Origin of the sequence: Photorhabdus sp. RM323S (assembly GCF_042879375.1) — a bacterium.
Classification (GTDB): Bacteria; Pseudomonadota; Gammaproteobacteria; order Enterobacterales; family Enterobacteriaceae; genus Photorhabdus; species Photorhabdus tasmaniensis.
Window position 1 is genome coordinate 1 of record NZ_JBHFKZ010000053.1, and the last position, 23,952, is coordinate 23,952.

18 protein-coding genes and 1 pseudogene are annotated in these 23,952 nt (G+C 41.6%); 14 read left to right on the forward strand and 5 right to left on the reverse strand.

Annotation, left to right across the window (positions count from 1 at the left end; genetic code table 11):
• Positions 1 to 905, forward strand: a 905-nt coding sequence (locus ACGF7G_RS18015) for a group II intron reverse transcriptase/maturase (RefSeq protein WP_387467292.1), incomplete at its 5' end; no start/stop codon positions are given.
• A gap of 488 nt (positions 906 to 1,393) precedes the next feature.
• A pseudogene (locus ACGF7G_RS18020) lies at positions 1,394 to 1,866 on the forward strand (IS5 family transposase); the annotation flags it as partial.
• Between the two features lie 381 nt (positions 1,867 to 2,247).
• Here the strand turns inward: ACGF7G_RS18020 and ACGF7G_RS18025 are convergent.
• Entirely contained in the window at positions 2,248 to 4,446 is a 2,199-nt protein-coding gene (locus ACGF7G_RS18025) for a S8 family peptidase (protein ID WP_387467294.1), read from the reverse strand.
• Positions 4,436 to 5,521, reverse strand: coding sequence for an AAA family ATPase (locus ACGF7G_RS18030; RefSeq protein ID WP_387467296.1), 1,086 nt, complete (start codon positions 5,519 to 5,521; stop codon positions 4,436 to 4,438). Before ACGF7G_RS18030 ends, ACGF7G_RS18025 begins: the two co-directional genes overlap by 11 nt.
• Positions 5,522 to 5,993: 472 nt before the next feature.
• Between ACGF7G_RS18030 and ACGF7G_RS18035 the strand changes: the two genes are divergently transcribed.
• The 3 genes from ACGF7G_RS18035 to ACGF7G_RS18045 all read left to right on the forward strand — a co-directional run bounded on the left by ACGF7G_RS18035 (position 5,994) and on the right by ACGF7G_RS18045 (position 7,503).
• On the forward strand, positions 5,994 to 6,161 hold the full coding sequence (locus ACGF7G_RS18035) for a hypothetical protein (protein ID WP_387467298.1): 168 nt from the start codon (positions 5,994 to 5,996) through the stop codon (positions 6,159 to 6,161).
• A 3-nt stretch (positions 6,162 to 6,164) separates the two neighbouring features.
• A complete protein-coding gene (locus ACGF7G_RS18040) occupies positions 6,165 to 6,560 on the forward strand; it encodes a hypothetical protein (protein WP_387467300.1) in 396 nt (131 codons plus the stop codon).
• A 373-nt stretch (positions 6,561 to 6,933) separates the two neighbouring features.
• Complete coding sequence (locus tag ACGF7G_RS18045; protein WP_387467302.1) at positions 6,934 to 7,503, forward strand: hypothetical protein; 570 nt, start codon at positions 6,934 to 6,936, stop codon at positions 7,501 to 7,503.
• A 223-nt stretch (positions 7,504 to 7,726) separates the two neighbouring features.
• Here ACGF7G_RS18045 and iclR read toward each other — a convergent pair whose 3' ends face one another.
• The gene (gene iclR / locus ACGF7G_RS18050) at positions 7,727 to 8,557 is read right to left on the reverse strand and encodes a glyoxylate bypass operon transcriptional repressor IclR (RefSeq protein WP_387467305.1); all 831 of its coding nucleotides are present in this window, start codon (positions 8,555 to 8,557) and stop codon (positions 7,727 to 7,729) included.
• 897 nt (positions 8,558 to 9,454) lie between these two features.
• Between iclR and ACGF7G_RS18055 the strand changes: the two genes are divergently transcribed.
• The 6 genes from ACGF7G_RS18055 to ACGF7G_RS18080 all read left to right on the forward strand — a co-directional run bounded on the left by ACGF7G_RS18055 (position 9,455) and on the right by ACGF7G_RS18080 (position 16,378).
• Positions 9,455 to 10,276 (forward strand): alpha/beta fold hydrolase, encoded by an 822-nt coding sequence (locus ACGF7G_RS18055; protein WP_387467307.1) that lies wholly within the window; start codon positions 9,455 to 9,457, stop codon positions 10,274 to 10,276.
• Complete coding sequence (locus ACGF7G_RS18060) at positions 10,273 to 10,656, forward strand: hypothetical protein (protein WP_387467309.1); 384 nt, start codon at positions 10,273 to 10,275, stop codon at positions 10,654 to 10,656. The genes ACGF7G_RS18055 and ACGF7G_RS18060 overlap by 4 nt, the downstream gene beginning before the upstream one ends.
• Before the next feature lie 48 nt (positions 10,657 to 10,704).
• A complete protein-coding gene (locus ACGF7G_RS18065) occupies positions 10,705 to 11,601 on the forward strand; it encodes a hypothetical protein (RefSeq protein WP_387467310.1) in 897 nt (298 codons plus the stop codon).
• Between the two features lie 50 nt (positions 11,602 to 11,651).
• Complete coding sequence (locus ACGF7G_RS18070) at positions 11,652 to 12,698, forward strand: acyl-CoA dehydrogenase (protein WP_387467311.1); 1,047 nt, start codon at positions 11,652 to 11,654, stop codon at positions 12,696 to 12,698.
• 91 nt (positions 12,699 to 12,789) lie between these two features.
• Entirely contained in the window at positions 12,790 to 15,357 is a 2,568-nt protein-coding gene (locus ACGF7G_RS18075) for an aminotransferase class III-fold pyridoxal phosphate-dependent enzyme (protein WP_387467313.1), read from the forward strand.
• A complete protein-coding gene (locus tag ACGF7G_RS18080; RefSeq protein WP_387467315.1) occupies positions 15,341 to 16,378 on the forward strand; it encodes a phosphatidylglycerol lysyltransferase domain-containing protein in 1,038 nt (345 codons plus the stop codon). The genes ACGF7G_RS18075 and ACGF7G_RS18080 overlap by 17 nt, the downstream gene beginning before the upstream one ends.
• A 92-nt stretch (positions 16,379 to 16,470) precedes the next feature.
• Here ACGF7G_RS18080 and lysC read toward each other — a convergent pair whose 3' ends face one another.
• Positions 16,471 to 17,850, reverse strand: coding sequence for a lysine-sensitive aspartokinase 3 (gene lysC / locus ACGF7G_RS18085; protein ID WP_387467317.1), 1,380 nt, complete (start codon positions 17,848 to 17,850; stop codon positions 16,471 to 16,473).
• Between the two features lie 298 nt (positions 17,851 to 18,148).
• Here lysC and pgi point away from each other — a divergent pair, with 298 nt between their 5' ends.
• The 3 genes from pgi to ubiA all read left to right on the forward strand — a co-directional run bounded on the left by pgi (position 18,149) and on the right by ubiA (position 21,381).
• Positions 18,149 to 19,795, forward strand: a complete 1,647-nt coding sequence (pgi, locus tag ACGF7G_RS18090) for a glucose-6-phosphate isomerase (RefSeq protein ID WP_387467319.1) — start codon at positions 18,149 to 18,151, stop codon at positions 19,793 to 19,795.
• 188 nt (positions 19,796 to 19,983) lie between these two features.
• Positions 19,984 to 20,490, forward strand: a complete 507-nt coding sequence (ubiC, locus tag ACGF7G_RS18095; protein WP_133816389.1) for a chorismate lyase — start codon at positions 19,984 to 19,986, stop codon at positions 20,488 to 20,490.
• A gap of 36 nt (positions 20,491 to 20,526) precedes the next feature.
• Complete coding sequence (gene ubiA, locus ACGF7G_RS18100) at positions 20,527 to 21,381, forward strand: 4-hydroxybenzoate octaprenyltransferase (protein ID WP_166296052.1); 855 nt, start codon at positions 20,527 to 20,529, stop codon at positions 21,379 to 21,381.
• Between the two features lie 49 nt (positions 21,382 to 21,430).
• Here the strand turns inward: ubiA and plsB are convergent, their stop codons facing one another.
• Positions 21,431 to 23,887 (reverse strand): glycerol-3-phosphate 1-O-acyltransferase PlsB, encoded by a 2,457-nt coding sequence (plsB, locus tag ACGF7G_RS18105; protein ID WP_387467321.1) that lies wholly within the window; start codon positions 23,885 to 23,887, stop codon positions 21,431 to 21,433.
• Positions 23,888 to 23,952: the final 65 nt, after the last annotated feature.

Below are 23,952 nucleotides of genomic sequence, written 5' to 3' on the forward strand. Positions count from 1 at the left end.
TGATTGGTGTGATAGGAAGTAAAGGTGAGGCGAAAAAGATAATGAAAGAGGTTGTCGATTTTGTTGAAACTGAACTTCGTCTGAAAATATCAAAAGAAAAATCCGGCATTATTGACCCAAAGAAAGGATTCACTTTTCTCGGTTATGAAATTAAAACACGCCGTGAAAGCAAACAGGTCAAATGTGTTGTAGGGCTTAATGCAGATGGAAGTAAAACTCATGCGGTAAAACGTACGATAACGGAACATATCCATCTGGGCATACCGAGGGAAAGAATCCTGAAATTCTGCTCTCTACGTGGCTATGGGAATTACGATGGCGGATATGGTAACAGCGCTGGTCGGCCAGCGATGATGCATATGTCTGACTATGAACTCATTGGTCAGTACAACGCCGAAATGCGCGGCTATGCGAATTACTACAATCTTGCCCCCGTTCTCTATCTCAATAAGTTGCATTGGATATGGGAAAATAGTCTTTATAAGACGCTGGCAGGTAAACATCGGACATCACGCACCAAAATCGCGCGGCGATTAAGGCAAGCGGATGGCAGGTATGTTTATCGGGAAAATCGTAATGGAAAGGTATATGAGTTGGAGGTATTTAGACTCAAAAACAGAAGTGCGCCAAAACACAGTTCACCGGATATATTGCCGAATACGCATAAATATTCTGGCAGAACTGAATTGCTGGACAGGTTGGCCGCATGCCAATGTGAATATTGCGGTACCAGAACCGGTCCTTTTGAAGTCCACCATGTGAGGAAACTTAAGGATATTAAGTCGGGTACAGATAACTGGAAGAAGCTGATGATTGCCCGTAACAGGAAAACATTAGTGATCTGCCGGACATGTCACGTCAACCTTCACCGGGGAACACTGCCAGACCAAAGAACCTTTGTTTGATCCAATGGAGAGCCGTATGCACAGAAATGTGCACGTACGGTTCGGTGGGGGGGCAACGGCTAACCCGTTCTGGGCGCACGTGCCCTACCCAACAGTTGACCTTAGATACTATTGTCAATAATTCCTCTATAAACCTCCGATTTGTCGGAGGTTTTTTGTTTTAATTGAAACATAAAGAAGTTAAAAATAATTGAATGATTTTGTGGATATGTTTTACCTTGTAATTGTATAAATTTCGTGCAATTCGTACATGAAGAAGGTGTACGGTGTCAGCTCATTTGCTATGGAAAGCGGGGAGCGTTACTGCCCTCCCTGAATATTATCCTAATCTATTTCTTACCACTCAAATCCGCAATAGAAGTAACTCTTTCTCAACGATGGTAGCTGCGGCTTGCAACCTTGTTATCTTTTTACGCTTTCCAGAAAGTGTCGTCATGAATTAATTTATGTCATAATAACGCCTGATTACACGAATGGATGACTTAACCATGAACACACCCGCACACCATCGTCACGATATCTCTGATCATGTTTGGCATTGACTTGAGCCTCACTTACCAGGGTGTCAGGGCACCTGGGGACGTGTCGCTTATGATAATCGACTATTTATTAATGCGGTATTCTGGATTTTACGGACAGGAGCCCCCTGGCGAGATTTACCCCCCGATTATGGCGATTGGAAAAATACGCATCGCCGTTTTTGTCGGTGGCGTGACAAAGGCGTATGGGAAGGATTGCTTGAGGAACTCATCTCTGAACCGGATTTCGAATGGCTGATGATTGACGCCAGTCACATTAAGATTCATCCCCATGCCGCAGGGGCGGAAGATGGCAATCAGGATATGGGGCGTACAAAAGGGGGCTCAATACCAAGATACACATGGCCGTGGATGCACGCATGGTATGCCGGTTCAGAGCACTTATTACAAGCGGTACCACAGCTGATTGCTCACAAGCTGAGGATTCCTGGTAAGGAAAAAGCAACAGCGAGTAATATTTTATTCTATTAGAGACATGATTGTTTTTTGACATCGCTAACCCAATGTTATAATGCTCACCTATCACAATCTCATCCGTACTATTTGCTTCAAATTCATAAACAGTATTCGTCGTGGATGGTGTTAAAGTATGTAAGAACTTGCCGTTTGGTTGTAGGTTTTTTGTATAGTTTGCTGCAATTAGATCATAAATCATTTCTAGATTTCTAGATTTCATAATTACACACTCCTTTTAATGAAAGCGTTTTTTCAGGATAAATTAAAAAGCCCTAATTCGGGATTGTCACTATTTTTAAGAACAGCAATCATCCCCATATTGAATACGATTGCCATGCATTGAGAAATTATGACTGCAATCTAATCTGTTGTTGTATTTGAATCGGCTGCAATGTTTGATAACGCTGCCGAATATTATTATATAGTTCAGGAGTATCTTTTGCCTTGAGAGACACGATAAGAACGTAAGATAGATTTGGTAAATCTTCGATTTCGACCTTCATACCGCAATCGCGACCATAATAGATAACATCGAAACACGGGTCTTTCAGCGTTCCCTTGTTGAAAGTATGCTCGCTTCTTAATGTCGTTTCCCACCTATGGGAATCTTCACGAAGCTCTTCCTCAGTCGCATAAATATTCTTACTATTAAATAGTGGGAAAGTGGCACCGATTTTGTCCTTTGGCGTTTTTCTCATCGTAACAACCAGCCCACTTTTCGTGTAGTTTACTGGATGTTCAACATCAACAGGAGTGGTAAAACAGAATGTAGCTTTTAAATCTATAACTCCATTAACCGGTATATCTGGGTATGGGATAGAAGCACGAAGATGTTGGGAAGGTTTTAATTCACCTTGATAGATAACTTTAACCTCATCATCGCCGCAATAGATCACATCAGAAATATCATGAGGGAATCGTCCCCATCCAACATGACTACGTTCAGAGCCATTATTCTCTGCATGGTGAATTAGCAAGGCCTTAGCTGTAAGCGGGGTAATGTCATATTGTAGGCTCGCGACCAATCCGATAGCCTGACGTAAAACCAATGGTGACGAGAAACTTGTCCCGGCTGTTTGTACCACACCACCTAAGAATGGACTATAAATCTCAAATGGTTCATCTTTTGAACCACCGAATGCAACACCATCCGGTTTAACAAACCCCGGACTTCTACCCGGACCAATGCAGCTATAATCACTTTTCTCCCATATAGGGGATAAAGAATTAGCAGCCCCCACTGCAAGAGCATTTACCAAGTCTAAAGGAGGTTGAATACGATTTAAGCCTTCAGCTAAACAACCATCGTTACCTACAGCTACGGTACATAAAGTTTTCCCCGAAGAAAGATACTGCTCCAGAGTTGATGTCCACACATGAACATCATCGTCATCAACTGGGAATCTCGGCCCTAAGCTTAGGTTGATATAATCATAATTAACTTTATCAAGAACGGATTTTATCCTTAATAGAACATCAAACAAGTCGTCATCTTCACCATCAATCGAATTATCAAGCACGCGATAGTGGTCTGCTTTGGCATAAGGTATAGGTAATTCGCTTTGCCCTTTAGCTATCGCCCCAAATAATACCGTTGAGGTCACATCTTGCCCGTGAGAAAGTAGTTGCCCACTAGTTTTCGAGCTTTCACTAAAAGTGTATTCTTTTACCCACGGCTCGAAATCTGTATTCCCAATACCACCATCAAAAATAGCAACCTTGATATTCTCATTAATTGCTTTTTCTTGAGGCAGCTCTAGGCCACCATTTTCAGTCAATATCCGAGTAAAAACCGGATTATTAATCCTTAAACTCGGCAGGTCACGTATAGCGCGAAGGAAAGAAAACTCAGCAACACGCGCCGCTTCATCAGCATTAGCAATGATTGGCATGAAAGTTAATCCATTCATATTAATGATTTTATTTTCATTAATTTTTGCACCACATGACAGAGCGTAATCAATAAAACTTCGTAACACTCCATTATTACTACTAGGCGTATGAAGAGCTACTTCAAGTTTCCTGACATTTTCAGAAGACTCAATGTTTTTTATTTTTTCAATCGGTTCGAAAAACGAAACCTCTTCGAAGGTAATTATTTCTTTCTTTTGACCTTTGTTTAAACGGTCATTGTGCATTGCGTTATATAAGTCTAAAAAATCTTTTGCTTTACCAGATACATAGATACATGCACTAGTAGACTCCTCTTTAGGTTTTCCGCGTCCACCAACAACTGTCCTCGGTCGAACTCTAACGGACTTACTGCCAACACTTTTTAATGAGAATTTTTTGAAAAGTAGTACGGGGAAATATGATTTTGCCAAAAATGCAGGATGAAGCGTAATTTTTGCAATAGCTTCGCCATTAGGCATAACTTCCTCTGGAAGAGCCTGAATATTTCGCAGTACCCCTTGCAACTCACGCATTATTACTGGAGCATTTTCTTCATATGTATAAGGTTTATTTTTGGGTCCATTCCCATTTTTAATCTGTACCTCCCCGGTTAACGTCTCACCATAGCCTAAAAGCAAATTCTTATTCTTCATTGTTTGTTCCCTCAACATTAACTATTTTTCTAATCAGCGACCTAGATACAGAAAGCTCAGTTGATATTTGTCTTTGAGACATCCCTTTTTCACTCATCGCTTTAATCAAATCCGTGATTGATTGACCTTCAAATATTTCTTCCATAATAGCTTTATTGACGGGCATCCCTTCAAGCACAGAGTTTCGTTTTGCTTGTTTAATCGAACGCTCTATTACTGCGAATGATTGCCCTACAAGTTTTTCACTAATGTGGGTGGCAATACCTAAAGGTATATCACTTCTTTGTAAAAACTCTTTAATGAGGTCTTGGCTAGGATAATCGAAGCTAATAACCCGGTCGAATCTTCTCCATACAGCAGAGTCTAGCAGTTCTCCGTGGTTGGTAGCAGCTACAAGAATAGAGGTACTCGGCCATTCATCAATAGCTTGCAATAACACGGTAACTAATCTCTTAAGCTCCCCAACATCTGAAGAATCATCTCGTTTTTTTGCTATTGAATCAAACTCATCTAATAAAAGAACACAAGGGAAAGAGCGAGCATAATCTAAAACGGCGCGAATATTATTGCCGGTCTTACCCAAAAAACTACTCATGACACTTGCTAAATCTAATGTTAACAACGGCAAGTTCATTTTTTCTGCAAGCCATTTAGCTGCAAGTGTTTTTCCAACTCCCGGAGGGCCATCCATTAAAAGGGATTTTGAAGGCAACAAACCATTTTCAATAAGCTGTTCCCTTTTATCCCATTCAGCAGCAAAACGGTGCAAAGAAGTAGAAATATGCTCCGGCCAAAGAGGTGTCACAGTGAGTTGTACGGGATAAGTTTCAACCAACAACTTTTGCCGAGTATCTGCATCCACGGGGGCAGGTTGCCGATTGCTCGCAACACTCCTCATCATACTAACAGAGTTGTTACTTCTCAAAAGCGCATCACTTAATTCAGATGCCAGCTCCGGAGAATCTTTTTTAAGCTTCTTGATCATGATGCGTAGACGCATTTCTAAGTTTTCGCGCTTACCCTGTAATGCGTCATTCATCACTTCTACAAACAAATCTTTAGTGATGTTAATCATAAAAACCACTCCGAAGAAAAATGCAACCAAAACGACCTAAATAATATACCATCATGTCCAGATATCCAGTGTTTTCTAGCCAAAAAACTGTAAATTTTGCCAAAAAACCAAAAATAAAGACCACTACACATCCCAAAAGCCTGCCATTCATTTGTAGTTAAGTATGAGAATTTTTTACCCCCAAATGTCACCGTCGCAACACGCGCTAATACTTCCAGCTCCACCACTTTGCGGGATTTGTTGGCTCAACAACCACCGACTAAAATCGGTGGTTTTAATCTTTAATATGGAAGAATAAAAAGAGAACTGTTTATTTTTTGGCGTTCTATAATTTTATTAAGCCTCAAAAAAAATATTTTTCATCATAACGAATAACTGGAAAAATAATGAATATTTTTCACTCTTAATTAAATGGATTAAAATTTTCATATAATGCATATATAACTTCATAAAAGTATTTAAGGAGCTAATAATGGCTAGCATAATTTTATATGGTGATAAGATTCATATTAAAAACAACTATGCTAATGGAAATGGTGGCTATCTGGATGCTAATGGTTATGCAAACATACCAGGAGCAAAATACGACGTATATACGGCGGCTTCGCCAACTCGTGATCCAGGTACGGGTTCATGGTAAATTTTGTCTGCGAGTGGGAAAAGCATAGGGACAGAGGTTTATAGTAGCGATATCGTGTTTCTTGTTAATCTTTACCAGAATAATGGGGGATATCTTAGCACTAATGGTTATGCGCCGTTCCCTGAACTCTATAATGTTTATACGGCGGATAAATCAGCACATCCGGTTGAGACCCTGACATGGTATATTTTTTCAGATGCAACAAATGGATATGATGGTAAAGTTCGTGAAGGCGATATTATCCGTTTTCTGAATGGTTATAATAGCGTACGAGGGGGATTCCTCGATACGTGTTCCACTGCTAGTGTTCCTGGTGCCGTATATAATGTATATACTTCAATTCTTTCTGATCGAGACAACGGAACAGGCACTTGGAATTTATCAAAAGCAACTTCATGAGAATAATGTTGATCTGTTAATTATCTATTAATCAATCTTTCTATGATGTAAAAATCCGGAGGCATTATTGCTTCTGGATTCTTTATATAATTCCCCATTGATATTGTTTATAAATTCGTTAAATTAATTCATTTTTATTAAGAGAGCATAATCGGAATGTAAATTAAAGCAATATATTTGGTGATTACTTTGAGGAATAAAAATAGAACTGTTTATTTTTTGGCATTCTATAATTTTGTGGAATTTCGAAAACATGTTTTTTGTCACGGCTAATGACTGGAAAAATAATGAATGTTTTTGACTCTTGATTAAATACATTAAAATTTTCACATAATACATATATAACTTCATAAAAATATTTAAGGAACTAATAATGGCTAGTGTAATTTTATATGGCGATAGAATTCATATTAGAAATAACTATCTTGGAAATGGTGGCTATCTGGATACTAATGGTTATGCAAATGTACCGGGCGCAAAATATAACGTATTCACAGCTACTTCACCGGAACGTGCTCCGGGTTCTGGCACGGGTTCATGGCAAATTTTGTCTGCGGGCGGAAAGGGGATAGGAACCGAGGTTTACAGTGGTGATACGGTGTTTCTGGTGAATCTTTATCAGAATAATGGCGGATATCTTAATGCTAATGGTTATGCTCCGTCACCTGAACTCTATAATGTTTATACGGCAGATAAAACAGCACGTCCAGTTGATACACTAACATGGTATATTTTTTCCGATACAACGAGTGGATACGATGGTAAAGTTCGTGAGGGTGATATCATCCGTTTCCTTAATGGTTATAATAATGTGCATGGAGGATTTCTCGATACTTGTTTCAATGCTAATGTTCCTGGTGAAGTATATAAAGTATATACTTCACTGCTTTCTAACCGAGGCAACGGAACAGGTACTTGGACTTTATCAAAGGCCACTGTATAAGAATAATGTTGGTCAGTTAATTGTCTATTAACGATTTTTTCTATTATGTAAGAATTCGGAGGCATTATTGTTTCCGAATTCTCAATATGTTTTCACGGTTATTCTTTTATTTACCGATAATATTTTTATGACTGTATAAATTGAATCAAACTTATTGGTCTGAAAAGATAGGGCACGATAGAATCCATGCCCGTGTGAAATATGTGATTATCAGGAAAAAGAATTAACGAACCCCGCCATATTCTTTACTGATCTCTTTTGCTGCACGGATCACCAAAGCACCAAGTTCAGTGACACGATCATCAGTGATCCGTGAGACTGGGCCGGAAATAGAAATAGCGGCAAAGGCTTGGTGATGCTCATCATAAATACAGGCAGCAATACAGCGCAGACCCAAAGCATGTTCTTCATCATCAAATGAATACCCTTGTTTGCGTGCTTGTTCCAGATTTTCTTTTAAACCTGTAGGGGTTGTCTTGGTATGTTGCGTGTAAGCATGAAGCCCTTTTTTATGCAGTAACTGAACCAGTTGGTTATCTGATAACGTAGAAAGAAATGCTTTACCCGCACCGGAAGCGTGCATAGGTAACTTGCCACCGATAGGTGCGGACATTCTCATCAGGGCATTACACTGCACTTGATCGACAATAACCGCCTCATATTCACTGTGATCAAGAATGGCCAAATTGACGGTTTCACCGGAATCGTCCATCAAGCGGCGAAGGATAGGGTGAATAAGTGCCAATAGATTGCGGCTCTGCAAGAAACTGCTGCCGACAATAAACGTGTGTGAACCAATAACCCACAACCCTAAATCACCAATCTGACGGACAAAACCATGTTGTTGCAAGGTGGTCAAAAGGCGGTGAGTGGTGGAGTTGGGTAATCCGGCTTGTTGTGCTAAATCAGTCAGCGCGATACCGCCAGGTGATTCGGAAATAGATTCCAAAAGATTAAGCCCACGACTTAATGACTGTACCTGCCCGTTAGTAGCAGCATTATTCGGCGTAATTTTAGTTCGTTTTGTTTTTTTACTGGTAACGGCAGTGCTCATTGAAATGCCCTCTGAATCATAAGATGGAATTCATTTTCATTTCTAATTATGAACGATAAACCTGAAAAACACTCATCCGATGTGTGGAGAATGTTATCCGTTACTCCTTACGTACTATGTGTAGATCTAATTTCTGTGCGCTGTCTGTGTTCACTATTTATTTACAATAACGGACTGCAACAATAACGCCGAATAAGTTAGCTTTTAATCCCGTAAAATTGATGGTTGTAATTAAAACCAGTCAAAAAATAAGATATCAGAATGACTGATTAATTTGATGAATTAAATAGTAGATAAATAATAATTTTATTGTGTAAGTGTTATTAAGAGATAATGTAAGCAATTAATAATTTGTTCTAGTGAAAATATTAAATTGATTTGGTAAAGATAATATAATGAAATAACTTCCAAATATATTATTTAATTTTGACATGAATAAAGTTAATTTGCTTTTATGTATTTCTGCAATTAACGTTATCTATCTCCATTATTAATCGATTGTTTTTATATATAACCATATTGTTCTGTCGGAGTTGTTTTATATATATTTAATATATTCAGGATTGATATTATTACTGCTTGGTAATTAATTTTGTTAATATATTTACGATATAATTCACTCTTGTAATTAAGTCATGTATGAAGTGTAAAATAATTCTTCCAGCAAATAATTTGGAAAATAATATATGTTTCTTGATTTATCGATAGCCTGTAACTAATAAAATATAAGGGGCTTTTTATTGGTTAATAATAAATTTAAAAACCACCAATAGCCCGAAAAGGTAAATATAGATAAGCAATTGATATTTATCGCTTTTAAAATACGAACTTTTTTGGCTGCTTTATCGCCGATGTCAGTCACCGGAGTGTGATGTAGTTAATGGGGGCACTGTAGATATGAAAAATAATAATTTTAAAGTGGCTGGCAATTTTCTCTGTAATTATAAGGTTTATCAAGGAGATAGTAATGGCAGGGTTATTGTATTGTTACCGGCTATTGGTGTGGAAATCAGGAAATATGAAACTCTGATACAACAACTGGTAAAAGAGGGATTTCAGGTTGTGACTGCTGATATGCCAGGTTATGGAGACAACCAACCCAAACCCAGCAGGGAAAATGATTATAACTATTCCGATCTGCTGTGGGATTATCTTCCCACAATGTTGGATAAAGCTATTCAATTAAATAGTAAGGAAATTCCTATTGTATTTGGTCACAGCCTTGGGGGACATATTGCGACGCTTTTTGCCTGCTCAACTGACCGGCCTTTTTCTCTGTTTTGTGTGGCAACCGGGAGCGTGTGGTATAAGAATTGGCAGGGAATGGGGCGGATACAGATGATAAAGGCCGCTGTTATTTTTAACATTCTGACGGCGTTATATGGTTATCTCCCTGGGAAAAAGATTGGTTTTGGTATAAGGGAAGCTAAGGGGTTGATGCGGGACTGGTCCAGAACTGTTTGGACAGGGAATTATGATCATATCAGTGCTTATAAAGGTAAAAGAAATAAGAATTTATCCAAAGCAGTCTATATTTGTTTTAAAGAAGATAATTGGGCACCATTAAGATCCGCCAAATCATTAGCAAGTCTTATATCTAACGCAAAAGTTAGTGAAATAACCTTGTCTCTTAAGGGGAATCCTCATAGTGTCTGGATTAAACAACCAGAAGAGATAATTGCGATCATGAAAAGAGAAATGATGGAGAATAGAAAATGATTAATACATTGAAAATTCTGCGTTGGGAATTTCTGGGATTGTTTTTCATCAGTTTATTTCTGACCTGGCAGCTTGAGAGTTATATCAATTGGTGGCAATTTATTGTGTTATTCTTTATGATTGATATTATTGGCTATTACCCAGGACGGATCTGGAGTTTGCTGAATAAGAAAGAGGTTCCGCCCCCTGTTTTTTATACTATTTATAATATTTGCCACAATTTACTCACGCTTAGTATAATTACTTTGCTCTGGCTCTGGTTATTTCAGGATAATTACAGTGTCATTGCGTTATTTGTCCATATTTGCCTGGATCGAGGTGTACTGGGAAATTTTCCTAAATTATTTATTAATGTATTTAAACAGCCAACCGTTCATTAAAATGAAGAATTACAGAGAGATAACTCTATCTAAATAGGAATTTATATCATGGGCTTAATTAAACAGGCATCGGAAATAGAAATGCAGGCAAAGGATTGGGGATTGGATGAATGGTTTACTAAACAAGTAGAGGTTGAACAAAGAAAAAAATCCAATTATGCAAATGACCCTAAATTAACCTATTTGCCGGGTGATTTACGGGAGTCTCTGATTAGGGAGCTTTCTTTTAAATCGATTTCAGAATATGAAGCGACTAAGGCATTACTGCTGCTTGCAGATAAAGCACCTGACAATATCAACTTTGATTATATGCTAACCCAGATATTTGACGAAGGCAGACATGCCAAATTATTCAGGGAACATCTGGTTAGAATAGGTTTCGCGAATATCGACAATGTGGCCGGAAAAATGGAAAACCTTTTACAGGGAAAAATGACCCATATGCTGGAAACATTGAGAACCTATTTTGACAAGTGGGTGGTATTGAAAAATGACTATATCGCAGGTGTGCTGATCATTACTGTTGTTCTGGAAGGGGTGCTGGCACCAACTTCAGAACTCAGTGAGATCAAATGGCGTCCTTTTGATATTGCAGCCGCCGAGACTCAGGCCAGAGCTAACGCCGATGAATTAAGGCATCTGACCGTGTGTGCAAACATTGTCAAAATGGCACTCGAAAGTGACAGCTCTCTAAAGCAACCAGCTCTTGAGTGTATAGAAGAAGGATTGGCGTTATGGAATCAGATCTCTGTTGATGACCTGTTTGTGGAGCGTGAAATGTACTATCAACGGGGTATGCAGAATAATTTGCGCTTTATTGAAGGCTATGAGTTGGTACCTGGGATGTTGTTGTCCGATTCTACCGTGGAATCTCGCCTTGAGCTGTCTCATTCTTTGGTTGAACAGATGCAACAGTCCCGCCTTGAATACATGGGTTTAGTGTAGATATCAGGCTTATTCAATGGGTTGTTTGAATAAGCACAGGAGAGTTGAAAATGACAGATATTGTTGAAGAACTCAGGAAAAACAGCGGGAAATATCAGCATTTGACGCCTGATAGGTTGAAGAGATTGTTATTGGATTCTGAAGCCGCTTCACAATGCCTACGCTTGGTGGCTCAATCCAGCATCGAGGGGCTTAATCAGGTGGGTAAGACTATTCGTGAAGTCTCTTCATGGCTTCCCTCTGTCGGTATTGCCTTAACCATGCATAATCATATTGTACTGGCTTGCAGTAAGTTTCCCGATTTATTCGAAGATAACAACACATTATTGAATGAAGTGATGGCTTCAAAAGCGTTGGTTGCTTCTGCTTTTGCTGAGGGGCTGCCTGGGGCGAATATTTTCATGCCGTCACTTAAAATGCATTCTAAAGGAGGAAAACTATTGGTTAATGGTTCGAAGAAACCCTGTTCTCTGTCTTCAATTGCGGATTATTACGTATTATCGGTCTGCGACACAGATAATGGCAATGAAATGAGAGTCGTGTTGGTTTCTAAATCTGCGCAGAGTATTAAGGTTATTCCTTTCTGGCAGCTGGAGATTTTTACTGAAAGTGATAATCAAGAAGTCAAATTTTCGGATACTGAAGTTTCATCAAAACGTCTTTCTCATTATAAGGGACTTGAGCAGCAATCAATTCTTTCCTACGGCTTATCACTATTTAATTATTTTGCCGCTAATACTTACTCTGGTGTTTTGAGTGGGCTTGCCCGTTTTATTCCGGAGAAAGTGGCAGAACAGCAGTCCATTAAATATACCCTGACCCAAGCTGATTATAAGATTAATGTTATTCTCGATCAGATGCTGACGATAGCTTTCTATGCTAGTCAGGATGAAAACGCCGTCTATAAGATCCTCGCGTTACGTTATACCTTGGAAAAAATTCTTGAAGAAGCCGCCAATTTCATATTCCGATGTTGCGGTGGAATTAAGGTGATGACAACACCAGAAATTATGAGTTTCTATTCCGCTGTACAGTTATTCAAATTTCATCCTGTAGGAGAATTCCAGATGATTAACCAAATAATGCAGCCAGCTTAATGATTTTTTAGATCACCTATTTATAACTCAAGAATTTTCCTATGCTGTTTACAGCATGACTTTGTGCACCTAAAAAAAGAGAGAGAGAACTATGTTTGTTAATCAATATCGTGAGAGTTTATTAAACTCTGTGGGCCTTGAGCTGGATATTAAGTCTGCTGAAAATAACCGGCTTACATTATCGGATGGCCGGGTTGTTAAAGACTTTTTGGCTCAATATGGTGCATTGCCATTTGGGCATAATCCTGATTTCGCTATCACCGAAGTCAGCAAGTTCATTGAAAATAAAGAACCTATCTTCTTTCAGCCCAATATTCACAAAAAGGTACGGTTATTGGCTGAAATGCTGGCAGAACAAATAGACAAGGAAAAATATACCCACTGTACTTTCACTAACAGTGGTGCCGAGACGGTAGAAGCGGCGATTAAGTTTGCACGCCTGGTGACCGGCAGAAAAAGTATTTTGAGTCTGCATCGCAGTTTCCACGGTAAAACCTACTCAGCATTATCGGCTACAGGCTCAAATCGGTTTAAAGCTGATTTCATTTACGATGATAAGCTGTATGAACATGTTGATAGCGAAAACCTGGATGAAATAAAAATAAAGCTGGCAAGCCGGGAATTTGCCGCATTTATCATTGAACCGGTACAGGGAGAAGGTGGAATGAAAGTGATTCCATCGGATACGCTCTCCAGTATTTTGCAACTGTGTAAGGCTAATGGCACGTTGTCAGTATTTGATGAAGTTCAGACTGGCATCGGCAGGTTGGGGGCATTCTGTGCGGCCACGCTCTACTCGCTGAAACCGGATGTGATCCTGTTTTCTAAAGCGTTGGGTGCGGGTATCTCGCCTATTGGTGCGATGTTGTATTCAGATGAACTTTATGTTTCCGAGTTCGATAAGAAACACAGCTCCACGTTTGCTAATAATGTTCTGGCGGCGACCATGGGGATTGCTGTTATCCAGCATCTGACGAAAGATAATGGTAAGGCGTTAACGCATGTTCAGGAAGTCAGCAGCTATGTTGATGAATGTCTTGAACAATTGTCGGCTAAATACCCGGCGCTTTTTTACTGGCAAGGTGCTGGCTTGATGCGGGGTCTTGAAATACAGGACAGTAAAGCCGCTTCCAACATATTTATCAATTTTAGCCAACGAAGCGGTGGTCTGGCTTACATTATTTGTAGTTTCTTATTGAAACACTATGGCATTTTCACCATGCCATTGATGTCCCGCCCTTGTTCTGTACGTTTTGAACCGCCGCTTAACGTTGCCAAAGAGGATATTAAGGCGTTTTTCACAGCTTTTGATGAGGTCTGTAAACTGGTCGAGAATGGACGGTATGACATTCTGTTTTCACACTTGATAGACCTATCTGTTGCGGATCTCCCGCCACCGTCGGTCAGTTATCCAATTTCAAGAAACAACAATGTTGCCCAGATTAAAGCGCCTGCGTCGCAATTGATTGAAGGTAAGAAATTCGCTTTCCTGATCCATACCACTTCGGTCGGTGAGCTTGCGCATTCCTATTGTCTGTCAATAAAGGAGAATTACACACCGGAACAACAGAAACAGCTCGGTAACTGGATCACGGAAGTTTCTGCAATTGACTTCAATCCTGATATCGCGGTTGAGTTTGGTGTCGAAAGCTCAACGGCATACGCTAACGGTATGCTTCTTTTCTCACCTATCAGTCCCGAAGATATGATGGCATTGTCGGTGAAAGAACGGACGGTGTTGATGAAGGAGTATTTTGATATAGCAGAGAAAAATGGTGCTGAAATAGTCGGATTAGGCGCTTATACATCGGTGATTACTGATGGTGGTAACAGCTTAGTGAATAATCGGCAGGGCCGGATAGTGACTAACGGCAATTCTCTGACGGCGATGGCAGTGGTTGAAGGTATTCGTTCCATGTTGGCTGAAAATGCGTCCCGGCAAACGTTGGCGGTCGTGGGAGCCAGAGGTTCTGTAGGCAGGCTTTCTGTTACCGGTTTAGCCCATAACTTTGGCCGGATTATCTTGGTTAGCCGCCCCAATAAAGCACGCATTTTGCTTTCTGAACTGACCAAGGCGCTTCTCTCCTCGGTGTTAAAAACTCACGATATTATCCAGCCGGATTCTGTCATGGATAAGATGAGAAAATGGATTTTCAAACAAAATCCTGGTGTCACCGATGCCCGTCTGTTGCATCAGCAAGTTCTTGAGGTCATTGGCACCTTTGGTTTAGAAGCGATAGAGAGTTATGAACAATCGTTGAGTCAGGCTGACTTTATCGTCTCAGCAACCAGTGAAGGCAAGCCTTTCTTAAATACGCATTACTTGAAAGATTCCGCCATTGTTTTTGATGCAGCCAGGCCATTCGATTTCATTCGTGACGATAACCATCACGTTTATGAAGGTGGTTTGGTCTATCAGCCTGAGAAAGTCACTTACAGCGATTGCAATCTGATCGATGTCCCGGCGGGGGTCAATCTGGCTTGCTTATCGGAAACCATTGCAGTGGCGCTTGAACAGGTGAGTGTTCATCAAAGCATCGGTAAATCTATTGATTACAATGACGCATTAGCCATCCGGGATATCGCCAGGAAGCATGGGTTCATCCCGGTCCAGTATGCCCCGAAGAATCAAGGTGAACGTTATGAGTATGTTGCCTGATGTTCCCCAGGTTATTACCACCGGGAACGCTCAGGATGTTCTTGGCAACAGTCATCTTAGAAAGGTGCTCTGCTATGCAAAGCATCCGTTGAGTAGCCTGTTGTTCAATAGTGAAACACTGTGGTTTACGAATCAGAAGGGAGCGATTGGTTTCTTCCAGGACAAAAACCTGCATATGTGTGTGGGTGGCATTTTGGCACCTGACGAAGAACGCGCTGCACTTTTGCAGTTATTTCTCAATTTCACCAGAGAAAAACGGGCTTTCCCAGTTTTTTTGCACGGTGATGAGAGTGACTTTGTGTTGTTGAAGAATAATGGCTTTTCTGTGAACCAGCTTGGGGCCAGTTATTCACTGAGCCTTAATGGATATAGCATGACAGGCAAGCGGTTTCAGCAACTTAGAAATAAAATCAGCAAATCCAGAAGGGCAGGAATTTCTGTTCGAGAGATAAGCTCGCAAGAGGAATATTATCGGCTTAAACCACAATTAGAACAGATTAATCAACTTTGGTTGAAAGAAAAACATGCGAAAGCCCTGAAAAAACTGGTGATTGATTTCAACACCGTGGAAGTGAATTCAGGTGAGCACAGAGTCTATATTGCAACTCGGGGAGAACAGATTCAGGCATATATCGTCTATAGTTACACTTGGGGGGAAACATCGGGGTGGTTTCATAGTCTATCCCGAAAGAAACCGGATATACCCGACGGCACTATGCAGTTTATTAATGAAACCGCGATTAATGACTTCCTGGAAGAGGGGACAGTTTCCTACCTTCATTTAGGTTTCACCCCATTGGTGGAGTTTGGTGAGGAGAAGAACTTCAATGATTCGGCAATCTTTCATAAAATTGCCAAATGGTTGTCATCAAAAGGCGGCATTGTTTATCCTGCCGCTTCGCAACGTCAATATAAAATGAGCTGGCGCCCGTCGTTAATTGAACCGGAATATATCGCTTTCCCCAAGGGAAAGGCCATGAAAGCATTATGGTCAACATTGCGGACGACCAACAGCATTTGATGCTGTAAAAAAGTCTTCTTTCTAACGTTGATCAACAGGTGATCAGAACGGTGCTGCAAATGCCGGAATGATCACCTGTTTATTGATAGGCTTTATTCAAACAAACACTGATGAAGCGTTTGAACAATTTGCTCCGCGTCGTTGCCTTGGACAAGCAGGCACAGGTTATGGTTGCTGGCACCATGACTGATCATACGGAGATTGAATCTTTCCAGCCCACTAAAAACTTGTTTTCCTAATCCACTGGTTTGAGAAAGCTGATTACCAATAATCGCCACCAGCGCCAGATCTTCTTCCACGTCAACCCTGCACAGCGTTGAAAGCTCAGTCATCAGTGCATTAGTCAGTAAACTACCATTCGTGCTGGTGGAGCCGGTAGTGTCAAGTGTTAATGCCACATTCACTTCAGACGTGGTAATCAAATCCACTGAGATGCTATGACGTGACAGGATGGTAAATATTTCAGCTAAAAATCCCTGTGCATGTAGCATTTTCAGGCTATGCAATGTCAGTAATGTTTGTTGCCGGCGCAGGGTGATAGCACGGAACCGGGGCGGCGCTTCCGTCGTATCGCAAACCAGCGTACCGCCGGACTGGGGATTTTTACTGGAGCCAACAAATACCGGAATACCACAGCGAATAGCCGGAAACAGTGTTGCCGGGTGCAGGATTTTAGCGCCAAATGTTGCCATCTCCGCCGCTTCATCAAAAGCAATTTTATCAATTCGTTGGGCAGCCGGAACTATTCGTGGGTCAGTGGTGTAAATCCCCGGAACATCTGTCCAGATATCAACACGCTCCAGGTTGAGGGCTTCTCCCAACAATGCCGCCGTATAGTCACTGCCACCACGTCCAAGTGTGGTAGTACGGCCTTTCTCTTCACGGCCAATAAAACCTTGAGTGACAATCAGGGTATTTTTTAGATGAGGTAAAAGATGTTCAGTTGCCAGTATTCGCAGCTGTGTGTTGTTTGGTTCTGCACAACCAAAATGATCATCGGTACGCATAATTTTGCGAATATCAAACCATTCGGCATCCGTACCACGCTGGCGAAGCAACTCGGTAAACAACAACGTGGACATCAGCTCTCCGTGGCTGACTATTTCATCTGTCAGTACATCCGAAGTTGCCAGCGATGCTGTTTCAGCAAGCGTTTTAATATTTTCCAGCAAGCAATTGATTTCCTGACGAATAACATCAGATATGTGCAAACGATCAGCAATCGCATATTGAATGGTTTGGATCTGTTTCAGATAGTCAGCCAGTTTATCTGCATCGCAACCTTCCGCCAGCGCGATTAATAGGTTAGTTATACCAGCAGAAGCAGACAGTACCACGACACGAACTTCTTTATTTGCCAGTACGATATCTGCACTGCTATTCATGGCATCGAAATTTGCCACGCTGGTACCACCAAATTTTGCGACGACATACCCGCCGGTTTCCGGGAAAAGGGATGAAACAGAACTCATTGCGATAACCTTATGTTGACTGGATGGAATTTTAGAAATATCGGGTTAACCGGTTTGAGTCAACGTAGTGAAGAGCTATATCAATATCTTTCATGATGATATGAGGATCATAAAAGAAATTGAGGATAGTAGAGAAGAATAACTATTTTTTATACACCTTAGCAAATAGAGCTAGAAAAACTTAATTGTTTTGACCAATATCAGCGATTAAAGGAAAGGGGGATTTAATCACAGAATTACGGGTTACAATCTTTCTTTACCTCCAATTATTTACAGTCAGTTGATAGAGAGCATAGCTATGAAAAATATTAATCCTAGTCAAACCTCAGCTTGGAAGGCATTAGAACAGCATTTTGCGCAAATAAAAAGTATTCACATACGTGAGTTGTTTGAACAGGACAAAGATCGCTTTGCTAAGTTTTCTGCGACGTTTGATGACCAGATGCTGGTGGATTTTTCAAAAAACCGCATCACAACCGAGACATTGGAAAAGTTACAGGTGCTGGCGAAAGAGACGGATGTTGCCAGCGCTATTCGTAGCATGTTCTCCGGTGAGAAAATTAACCGTACTGAAGAACGCGCCGTACTGCATATTGCTTTGCGTAACCGTAGCAATGCCCCAATTCTTGTTGATGGGGAAGATGTTATGCAACAGGTTAATGCTGTGTTGGCAAAAATGAAAAATTTCAGTCGGCGTGTGATTAACGGTGAGTGGAAAGGCTATACCGGTAAGGCGATGACTGATGTTGTGAATATCGGTATCGGTGGATCAGATCTCGGCCCTTATATGGTCACTGAAGCGTTGAAGCCCTATAAAAATCATTTGAATATGCATTTCGTTTCTAATGTTGATGGAACCCATATTGCAGAGACCCTGAAAGCGCTTAACCCGGAAACGACACTCTTTCTGATTGCTTCCAAGACATTCACTACTCAGGAAACAATGACCAATGCTCACTCTGCCCGTGACTGGTTTCTGAAAACTGCCGGTGATGAAGCACATGTTGCGAAGCATTTTGCCGCGCTCTCCACCAATGAGCAGGCAGTTAAGAAATTCGGTATTGATACCCAAAATATGTTTGAGTTCTGGGATTGGGTGGGGGGCCGTTATTCATTATGGTCAGCAATTGGTTTGTCTATTGCTCTCTCTATTGGGTTTGATAATTTTGAACAACTGCTCAGTGGTGCACACGCAATGGATCAGCATTTTTCCCATACCCCGTTTGAGCAAAATATCCCCGTATTATTGGCGCTGATTGGCATCTGGTACAACAATTTCTTTGGCGCGGAAACTGAAGCGACTCTGCCATATGATCAATACCTGCATCGTTTTGCCGCATACTTTCAGCAGGGCAATATGGAATCCAACGGTAAATATATTGATCGCAATGGTCATCCGGTGGATTACCAAACCGGTCCGATCATCTGGGGAGAGCCTGGAACCAATGGTCAGCACGCTTTCTATCAACTAATTCATCAGGGCACTAAACTGATCCCTTGCGATTTTATTGCTCCGGCGATCAGCCATAACCCATTGAGTGACCATCACAACAAATTGTTATCCAACTTCTTCGCTCAGACAGAAGCGTTGGCATTCGGTAAAACCCGTGGGCAAGTGGACGCTGAATTTGTCGCCAGTGGTAAAACTGCGGTTGAAGTCGGGCATGTTGCACCATTTAAAGTGTTTGAAGGAAACCGTCCGACGAATTCCATTTTGTTGCGTGAAATTACCCCATTCAGTTTGGGCGCGTTGATTGCCATGTATGAGCACAAAATATTTGTACAAGGGGCGATTCTCAACATTTTCACTTTTGACCAATGGGGAGTTGAGCTAGGTAAGCAACTGGCTAATCGTATTTTGCCCGAGCTTGAGGATGGTGAAGCGGTTGTCGATCACGATAGCTCGACAAATGGATTGATTAACCGCTTTAAAGCATGGCGTTAATCACTTATTCTAAATCAGGGACTTAATTTGTATGAGCGAATTATGTTGATCATAATTCGCTTATTTTTGGCAAGTATTATTTACAGAATTTGTCATAACTTTTTATTCTGTATACCTACAACGTGGTATTCTCAGTGCCCATCAATTGTACGACCGGATAAAAGAAATTTGTCCTAATGGAAAATCGCATGTTAACTGACTCGATCTTAACAACGGCGCCTATTCAGTGGGTCTCGGTGGATTCATCCGGCTTGCCTGATGAGATTTCAGACTGGCTGATGGAGTTGGGGTCAATGACCCGCCGTTTTGAACAATACTGTGACCATGTTCGTGTTGTACCATTCAGAGAGTCTTTTATCACAGTGGAAGAACTTTTCGATGAAAGTGAGCATTTGCTAACTTGCCAGAGGTACTGGCTGCGTGAGGTTGTGTTATACGGTGATAATATCCCCTGGTTATTGGGAAGAACGTTAATTCCTGAAGCAACATTAACCGGCCCTGATGAAAGTCTGGTTGATTTAGGAACAGTCCCACTTGGACGATATCTTTTTAGTAGCAATAAATTAACACGGGATTATATTCATGTAGGGCAACAGGGGAAACGTTGGGCAAGGCGATCATTGCTGAGGTTATCAAGCAAACCATTATTATTAACGGAAGTCTTCTTGCCTGAATCACCTGTATACAAAAAATAAAATTTAAACAAGGGGGAAACAGAAGTGGCGGGAAGTATGACGCAAAATAAATGGCAGGCCTATTGCCGTTTAGTGCGTATTGACAGACCCATAGGTTCGTTATTGTTGTTATGGCCAACATTTTGGGCTTTATGGATTGCCGGGAAAGGTATTCCGGATATGCACATATTGTTGGTCTTTACTGCCGGTGTGTTTCTGATGCGTGCAGCAGGATGTGTCATTAATGATTTTGCTGACAGAAAATTTGATGGTTATGTCGAACGTACAAAAGCACGTCCCCTGCCCAGTGGTGCTATCAGTGAGAAAGAGAGTAAGATCCTGTTTGTTGTACTGGTGCTGATTTCTTTCGGGTTGGTTCTGGCGCTGAATAAGATGGCTATCTGGTTGTCAGTCGCTGGGTTGGCTTTAGCCTGGTTTTATCCCTTTGTTAAACGATTCAGCCATCTTCCTCAGTTTGTATTGGGAGCGGCTTATGGCTGGTCTATCCCAATGGGATTCGCTGCGGTTAGTGAGTCCTTACCACTAGAATGCTGGCTATTATTTCTGGTTAATATCTTGTGGTCAGTTATTTATGATACACAGTATGCCATGGTCGATCGTAACGATGATCTGAAAATTGGTGTTAAGTCTACTGCTATCCTGTTTGGTCGTTTCGATAAGCTGATTATTGGTTTACTACAACTTGCTATGTTACTGGTTTTGCTGTTGGTGGGTTATATGATGAATCTGGGCGGCATCTACTATTGGTCATTGTTGCTTGCCGGTGCCTTATTTATTTATCAGCAGAAACTGATTGCAGGTCGGGAAAGAGAGCTTTGTTTCCAGGCATTTCTCAATAATAACTATGTTGGTGTGGTGTTATTTTTGGGTATCTTCTTCAGTTACGTTTGATATATCGGGTGATAATGGGAAAAACCCATTATCACCCGGATGTTAAAAATTATGCTTCTTTCGCTGTCTCTTCTGCATCGTTGTGTTCAGCCGGTAAACTGACACTCTCAATAGTCAGACGGATTTCAGGTGACATCAGCTCACTCAATACCTGATACAGCTCCTGAGTATTTGCTGTAATCACATCACCACTATCACTGATATAACCTTCTTCACGCAGTGTATTTACTGATGTGGTGAATACCGCCTTATCGAAGAATTCAGGTGCGTTAATGCCATGCAATACCGACAGACGTTGTGCCAGCATTCGGCTCTCTTTTTCCAGCGCACCCCGGCTGATTTCCGGGTTGGCATTCAGTAAAGAGAGGGTGATGGCATAACGTTGCAATGTTTCGCGGACACCGGCTGCCAGCAATTGCAATGGGCGAATACGCGCTGGATTCAACACCAGCATACCTTGCTCTTTGTTGCAGATAAGGCTCTGGCGGGTAAGCTCATTAACCAGGATATTAACCACTTCCCGCAGATCTGCTTTGCTGTAACGTATAAACAGTTCTGCTTTGAGCAGGGGATAAATAATTTCTACCTGGCTTAGTAACGCTTCACGGCTGATACGGCGATGATCAATAACGATGCAGGCAATTAGTGATGGCAGTACCAATAAATGCTGGATATTGTTGCGGTAGTAGGTCATCAAAACCGCACGCTCACGCGGTAGGATAATGATGTCGCCCATACTGTCCTTGTCTACCTCGAACTTATCCATTTGCAGAGCGTGTTCCAACAACTCTTCTGCGGTTTTCCTGGGCACAGTAACATCGTCAGTATAAGGCGCGTTGCGCATGAGTTGTATATAACAATCCAACTGCTCAAGCAGTTGCTCACGAGTAAGTGCTCGCTGACGTGATGACAGCAGGGCGGTTGAACACAGGTTGATTGCGTTAGCTGCCGCAGCATTGTTGATATTCACCATGATTTTCCCGGCTAGCTTACTGACTGTCGGGTTAACCCATTCGGGACGGTGGAATTCTATTGGATCAATAGAGTCCCGCCAGTCAGGAACATGGTGATTAAGATATTGGATCAACGGGATAGGTTCACCAAAGTTTACATAACCTTGACCTAGATTACGAAGTTTACGCAAACCGCGCAGCATCTGGAAAAGGCTCTCTTTCTCTTTGGTTGCCCCCCGCAGCTCTTTGGCATAGGTGGCAACTTCCATCACATGTTCGTAACCGATATAAATTGGCACGATAGTGATTGGGCGTGATTCGCCTCTCAACATTGCTTGTAACGTCATGGTCAGGGTGCCCGTTTTGGGATCGAGCAAACGACCTGTCCGGGAACGACCGCCTTCCATAAAGTATTCAACAGAATAACCGCGTGCAAATAACTCGCCCAGATATTCACGGAATATCGTGGCGTAGAGTTTATTACCTTTAAACGTACGGCGAATGAAAAATGCACCAAGGCGGCGGAATATCGGGCCTGCCGGCCAGAAATTCAGGTTGATGCCCGCAGCGATATGGGGCGGCACCAAACCCTGATGATAAATCACATAGGAGAGCAGCAGATAATCCATATGACTACGGTGGCAGGGCGCATAAACCAGTTCGTGACCATCCTGTGCCAAACGACGGATGCGTTCAGCGTTGTGAACATTGATCCCCTGATACAGACGGTTCCAAGTCCAACCAAGCACACGATCTGACAGCCGTACTGTTTCATAAGAGAAATTCGCAGCAATCTCTTCCATCATGTTAACGGCATTCTGTTGCGCTTTCTCATGGGAGATTTTCTTGCTGCGGGCCTCATCAGTGACGGCCTTTTCTATCGCTTTTGAAGCCAGCAGCTTATTAAACAACTCTTGACGAACAGGCAGACGCGGACCCACCGCCGCCAGGCGTTGGCGTGCATAGTGCATTCGTGCCACACGAGCCAACTTATGAGCAATTGTCTTGTCTGTGCCATGCTCCGTTGCCATATAACGCAGAGACACTGTGTTTGAAAAACGCACAAAACTGTCCCGGCCCAGCCAGAGAATGGCGAAGAACTTTTGAATACCATTAAGTAGCCGCAGATGTGGGGTGCTGTGCCCTTCACGTCCGGGGGAACGACCAAACATGACAGAAACTGGCAGCAGTTGAATATCCAGGTTTGGATTATTACGATGCAGATCCAGATAAGCATGGAAAATTTTTACCGATTCCTGCTTTGGTGCGCAATAGCGGAATACGCGTGGGCCATTATCGATAAATACATAGCCCGGAAGCTCAGTATCACCGATCTCCAGTGAATTTAAAGGGTCCGGCAGATCCTGCTCAAGACATTGCTGACGTAATGTCAGTAAGTCTGCTTTGGAGTGATACGGCAAGACGTACAAAATAGGACGTGTCGTATCAAGCCGTAATTCGGTAATGGGATCTGTAGGGATAAGTTTGCTCTTTACCAGTATTTTTAGTGGTAAATTCAATAATTTATAATATATTTTACGCCAACCTGACATAAATAACTTGAAGCCTCCTGTTAGCAATATGTCGCAAGCATACCAGAAACAGGTGTTGAGATCTG

Excerpts from the sequence above, each read along its gene's own strand:
- ACGF7G_RS18070 (WP_387467311.1), top strand. The coding sequence starts at position 11,652 with ATGACAGATATTGTTGAAGAACTCAGGAAAAACAGCGGGAAATATCAG.
- ACGF7G_RS18075 (WP_387467313.1), top strand. The coding sequence starts at position 12,790 with ATGTTTGTTAATCAATATCGTGAGAGTTTATTAAACTCTGTGGGCCTT.
- ACGF7G_RS18045 (WP_387467302.1), top strand. The coding sequence starts at position 6,934 with ATGGCTAGTGTAATTTTATATGGCGATAGAATTCATATTAGAAATAAC.
- ACGF7G_RS18035 (WP_387467298.1), top strand. The coding sequence starts at position 5,994 with ATGGCTAGCATAATTTTATATGGTGATAAGATTCATATTAAAAACAAC.
- pgi (WP_387467319.1), top strand. The coding sequence starts at position 18,149 with ATGAAAAATATTAATCCTAGTCAAACCTCAGCTTGGAAGGCATTAGAA.
- ubiC (WP_133816389.1), top strand. The coding sequence starts at position 19,984 with ATGTTAACTGACTCGATCTTAACAACGGCGCCTATTCAGTGGGTCTCG.
- ACGF7G_RS18065 (WP_387467310.1), top strand. The coding sequence starts at position 10,705 with ATGGGCTTAATTAAACAGGCATCGGAAATAGAAATGCAGGCAAAGGAT.
- lysC (WP_387467317.1), bottom strand. The coding sequence starts at position 17,850 with ATGAGTTCTGTTTCATCCCTTTTCCCGGAAACCGGCGGGTATGTCGTC.
- ACGF7G_RS18030 (WP_387467296.1), bottom strand. The coding sequence starts at position 5,521 with ATGATTAACATCACTAAAGATTTGTTTGTAGAAGTGATGAATGACGCA.
- ACGF7G_RS18055 (WP_387467307.1), top strand. The coding sequence starts at position 9,455 with ATGAAAAATAATAATTTTAAAGTGGCTGGCAATTTTCTCTGTAATTAT.
- iclR (WP_387467305.1), bottom strand. The coding sequence starts at position 8,557 with ATGAGCACTGCCGTTACCAGTAAAAAAACAAAACGAACTAAAATTACG.
- plsB (WP_387467321.1), bottom strand. The coding sequence starts at position 23,887 with ATGTCAGGTTGGCGTAAAATATATTATAAATTATTGAATTTACCACTA.
- ubiA (WP_166296052.1), top strand. The coding sequence starts at position 20,527 with ATGACGCAAAATAAATGGCAGGCCTATTGCCGTTTAGTGCGTATTGAC.
- ACGF7G_RS18060 (WP_387467309.1), top strand. The coding sequence starts at position 10,273 with ATGATTAATACATTGAAAATTCTGCGTTGGGAATTTCTGGGATTGTTT.
- ACGF7G_RS18025 (WP_387467294.1), bottom strand. The coding sequence starts at position 4,446 with ATGAAGAATAAGAATTTGCTTTTAGGCTATGGTGAGACGTTAACCGGG.
- ACGF7G_RS18080 (WP_387467315.1), top strand. The coding sequence starts at position 15,341 with ATGAGTATGTTGCCTGATGTTCCCCAGGTTATTACCACCGGGAACGCT.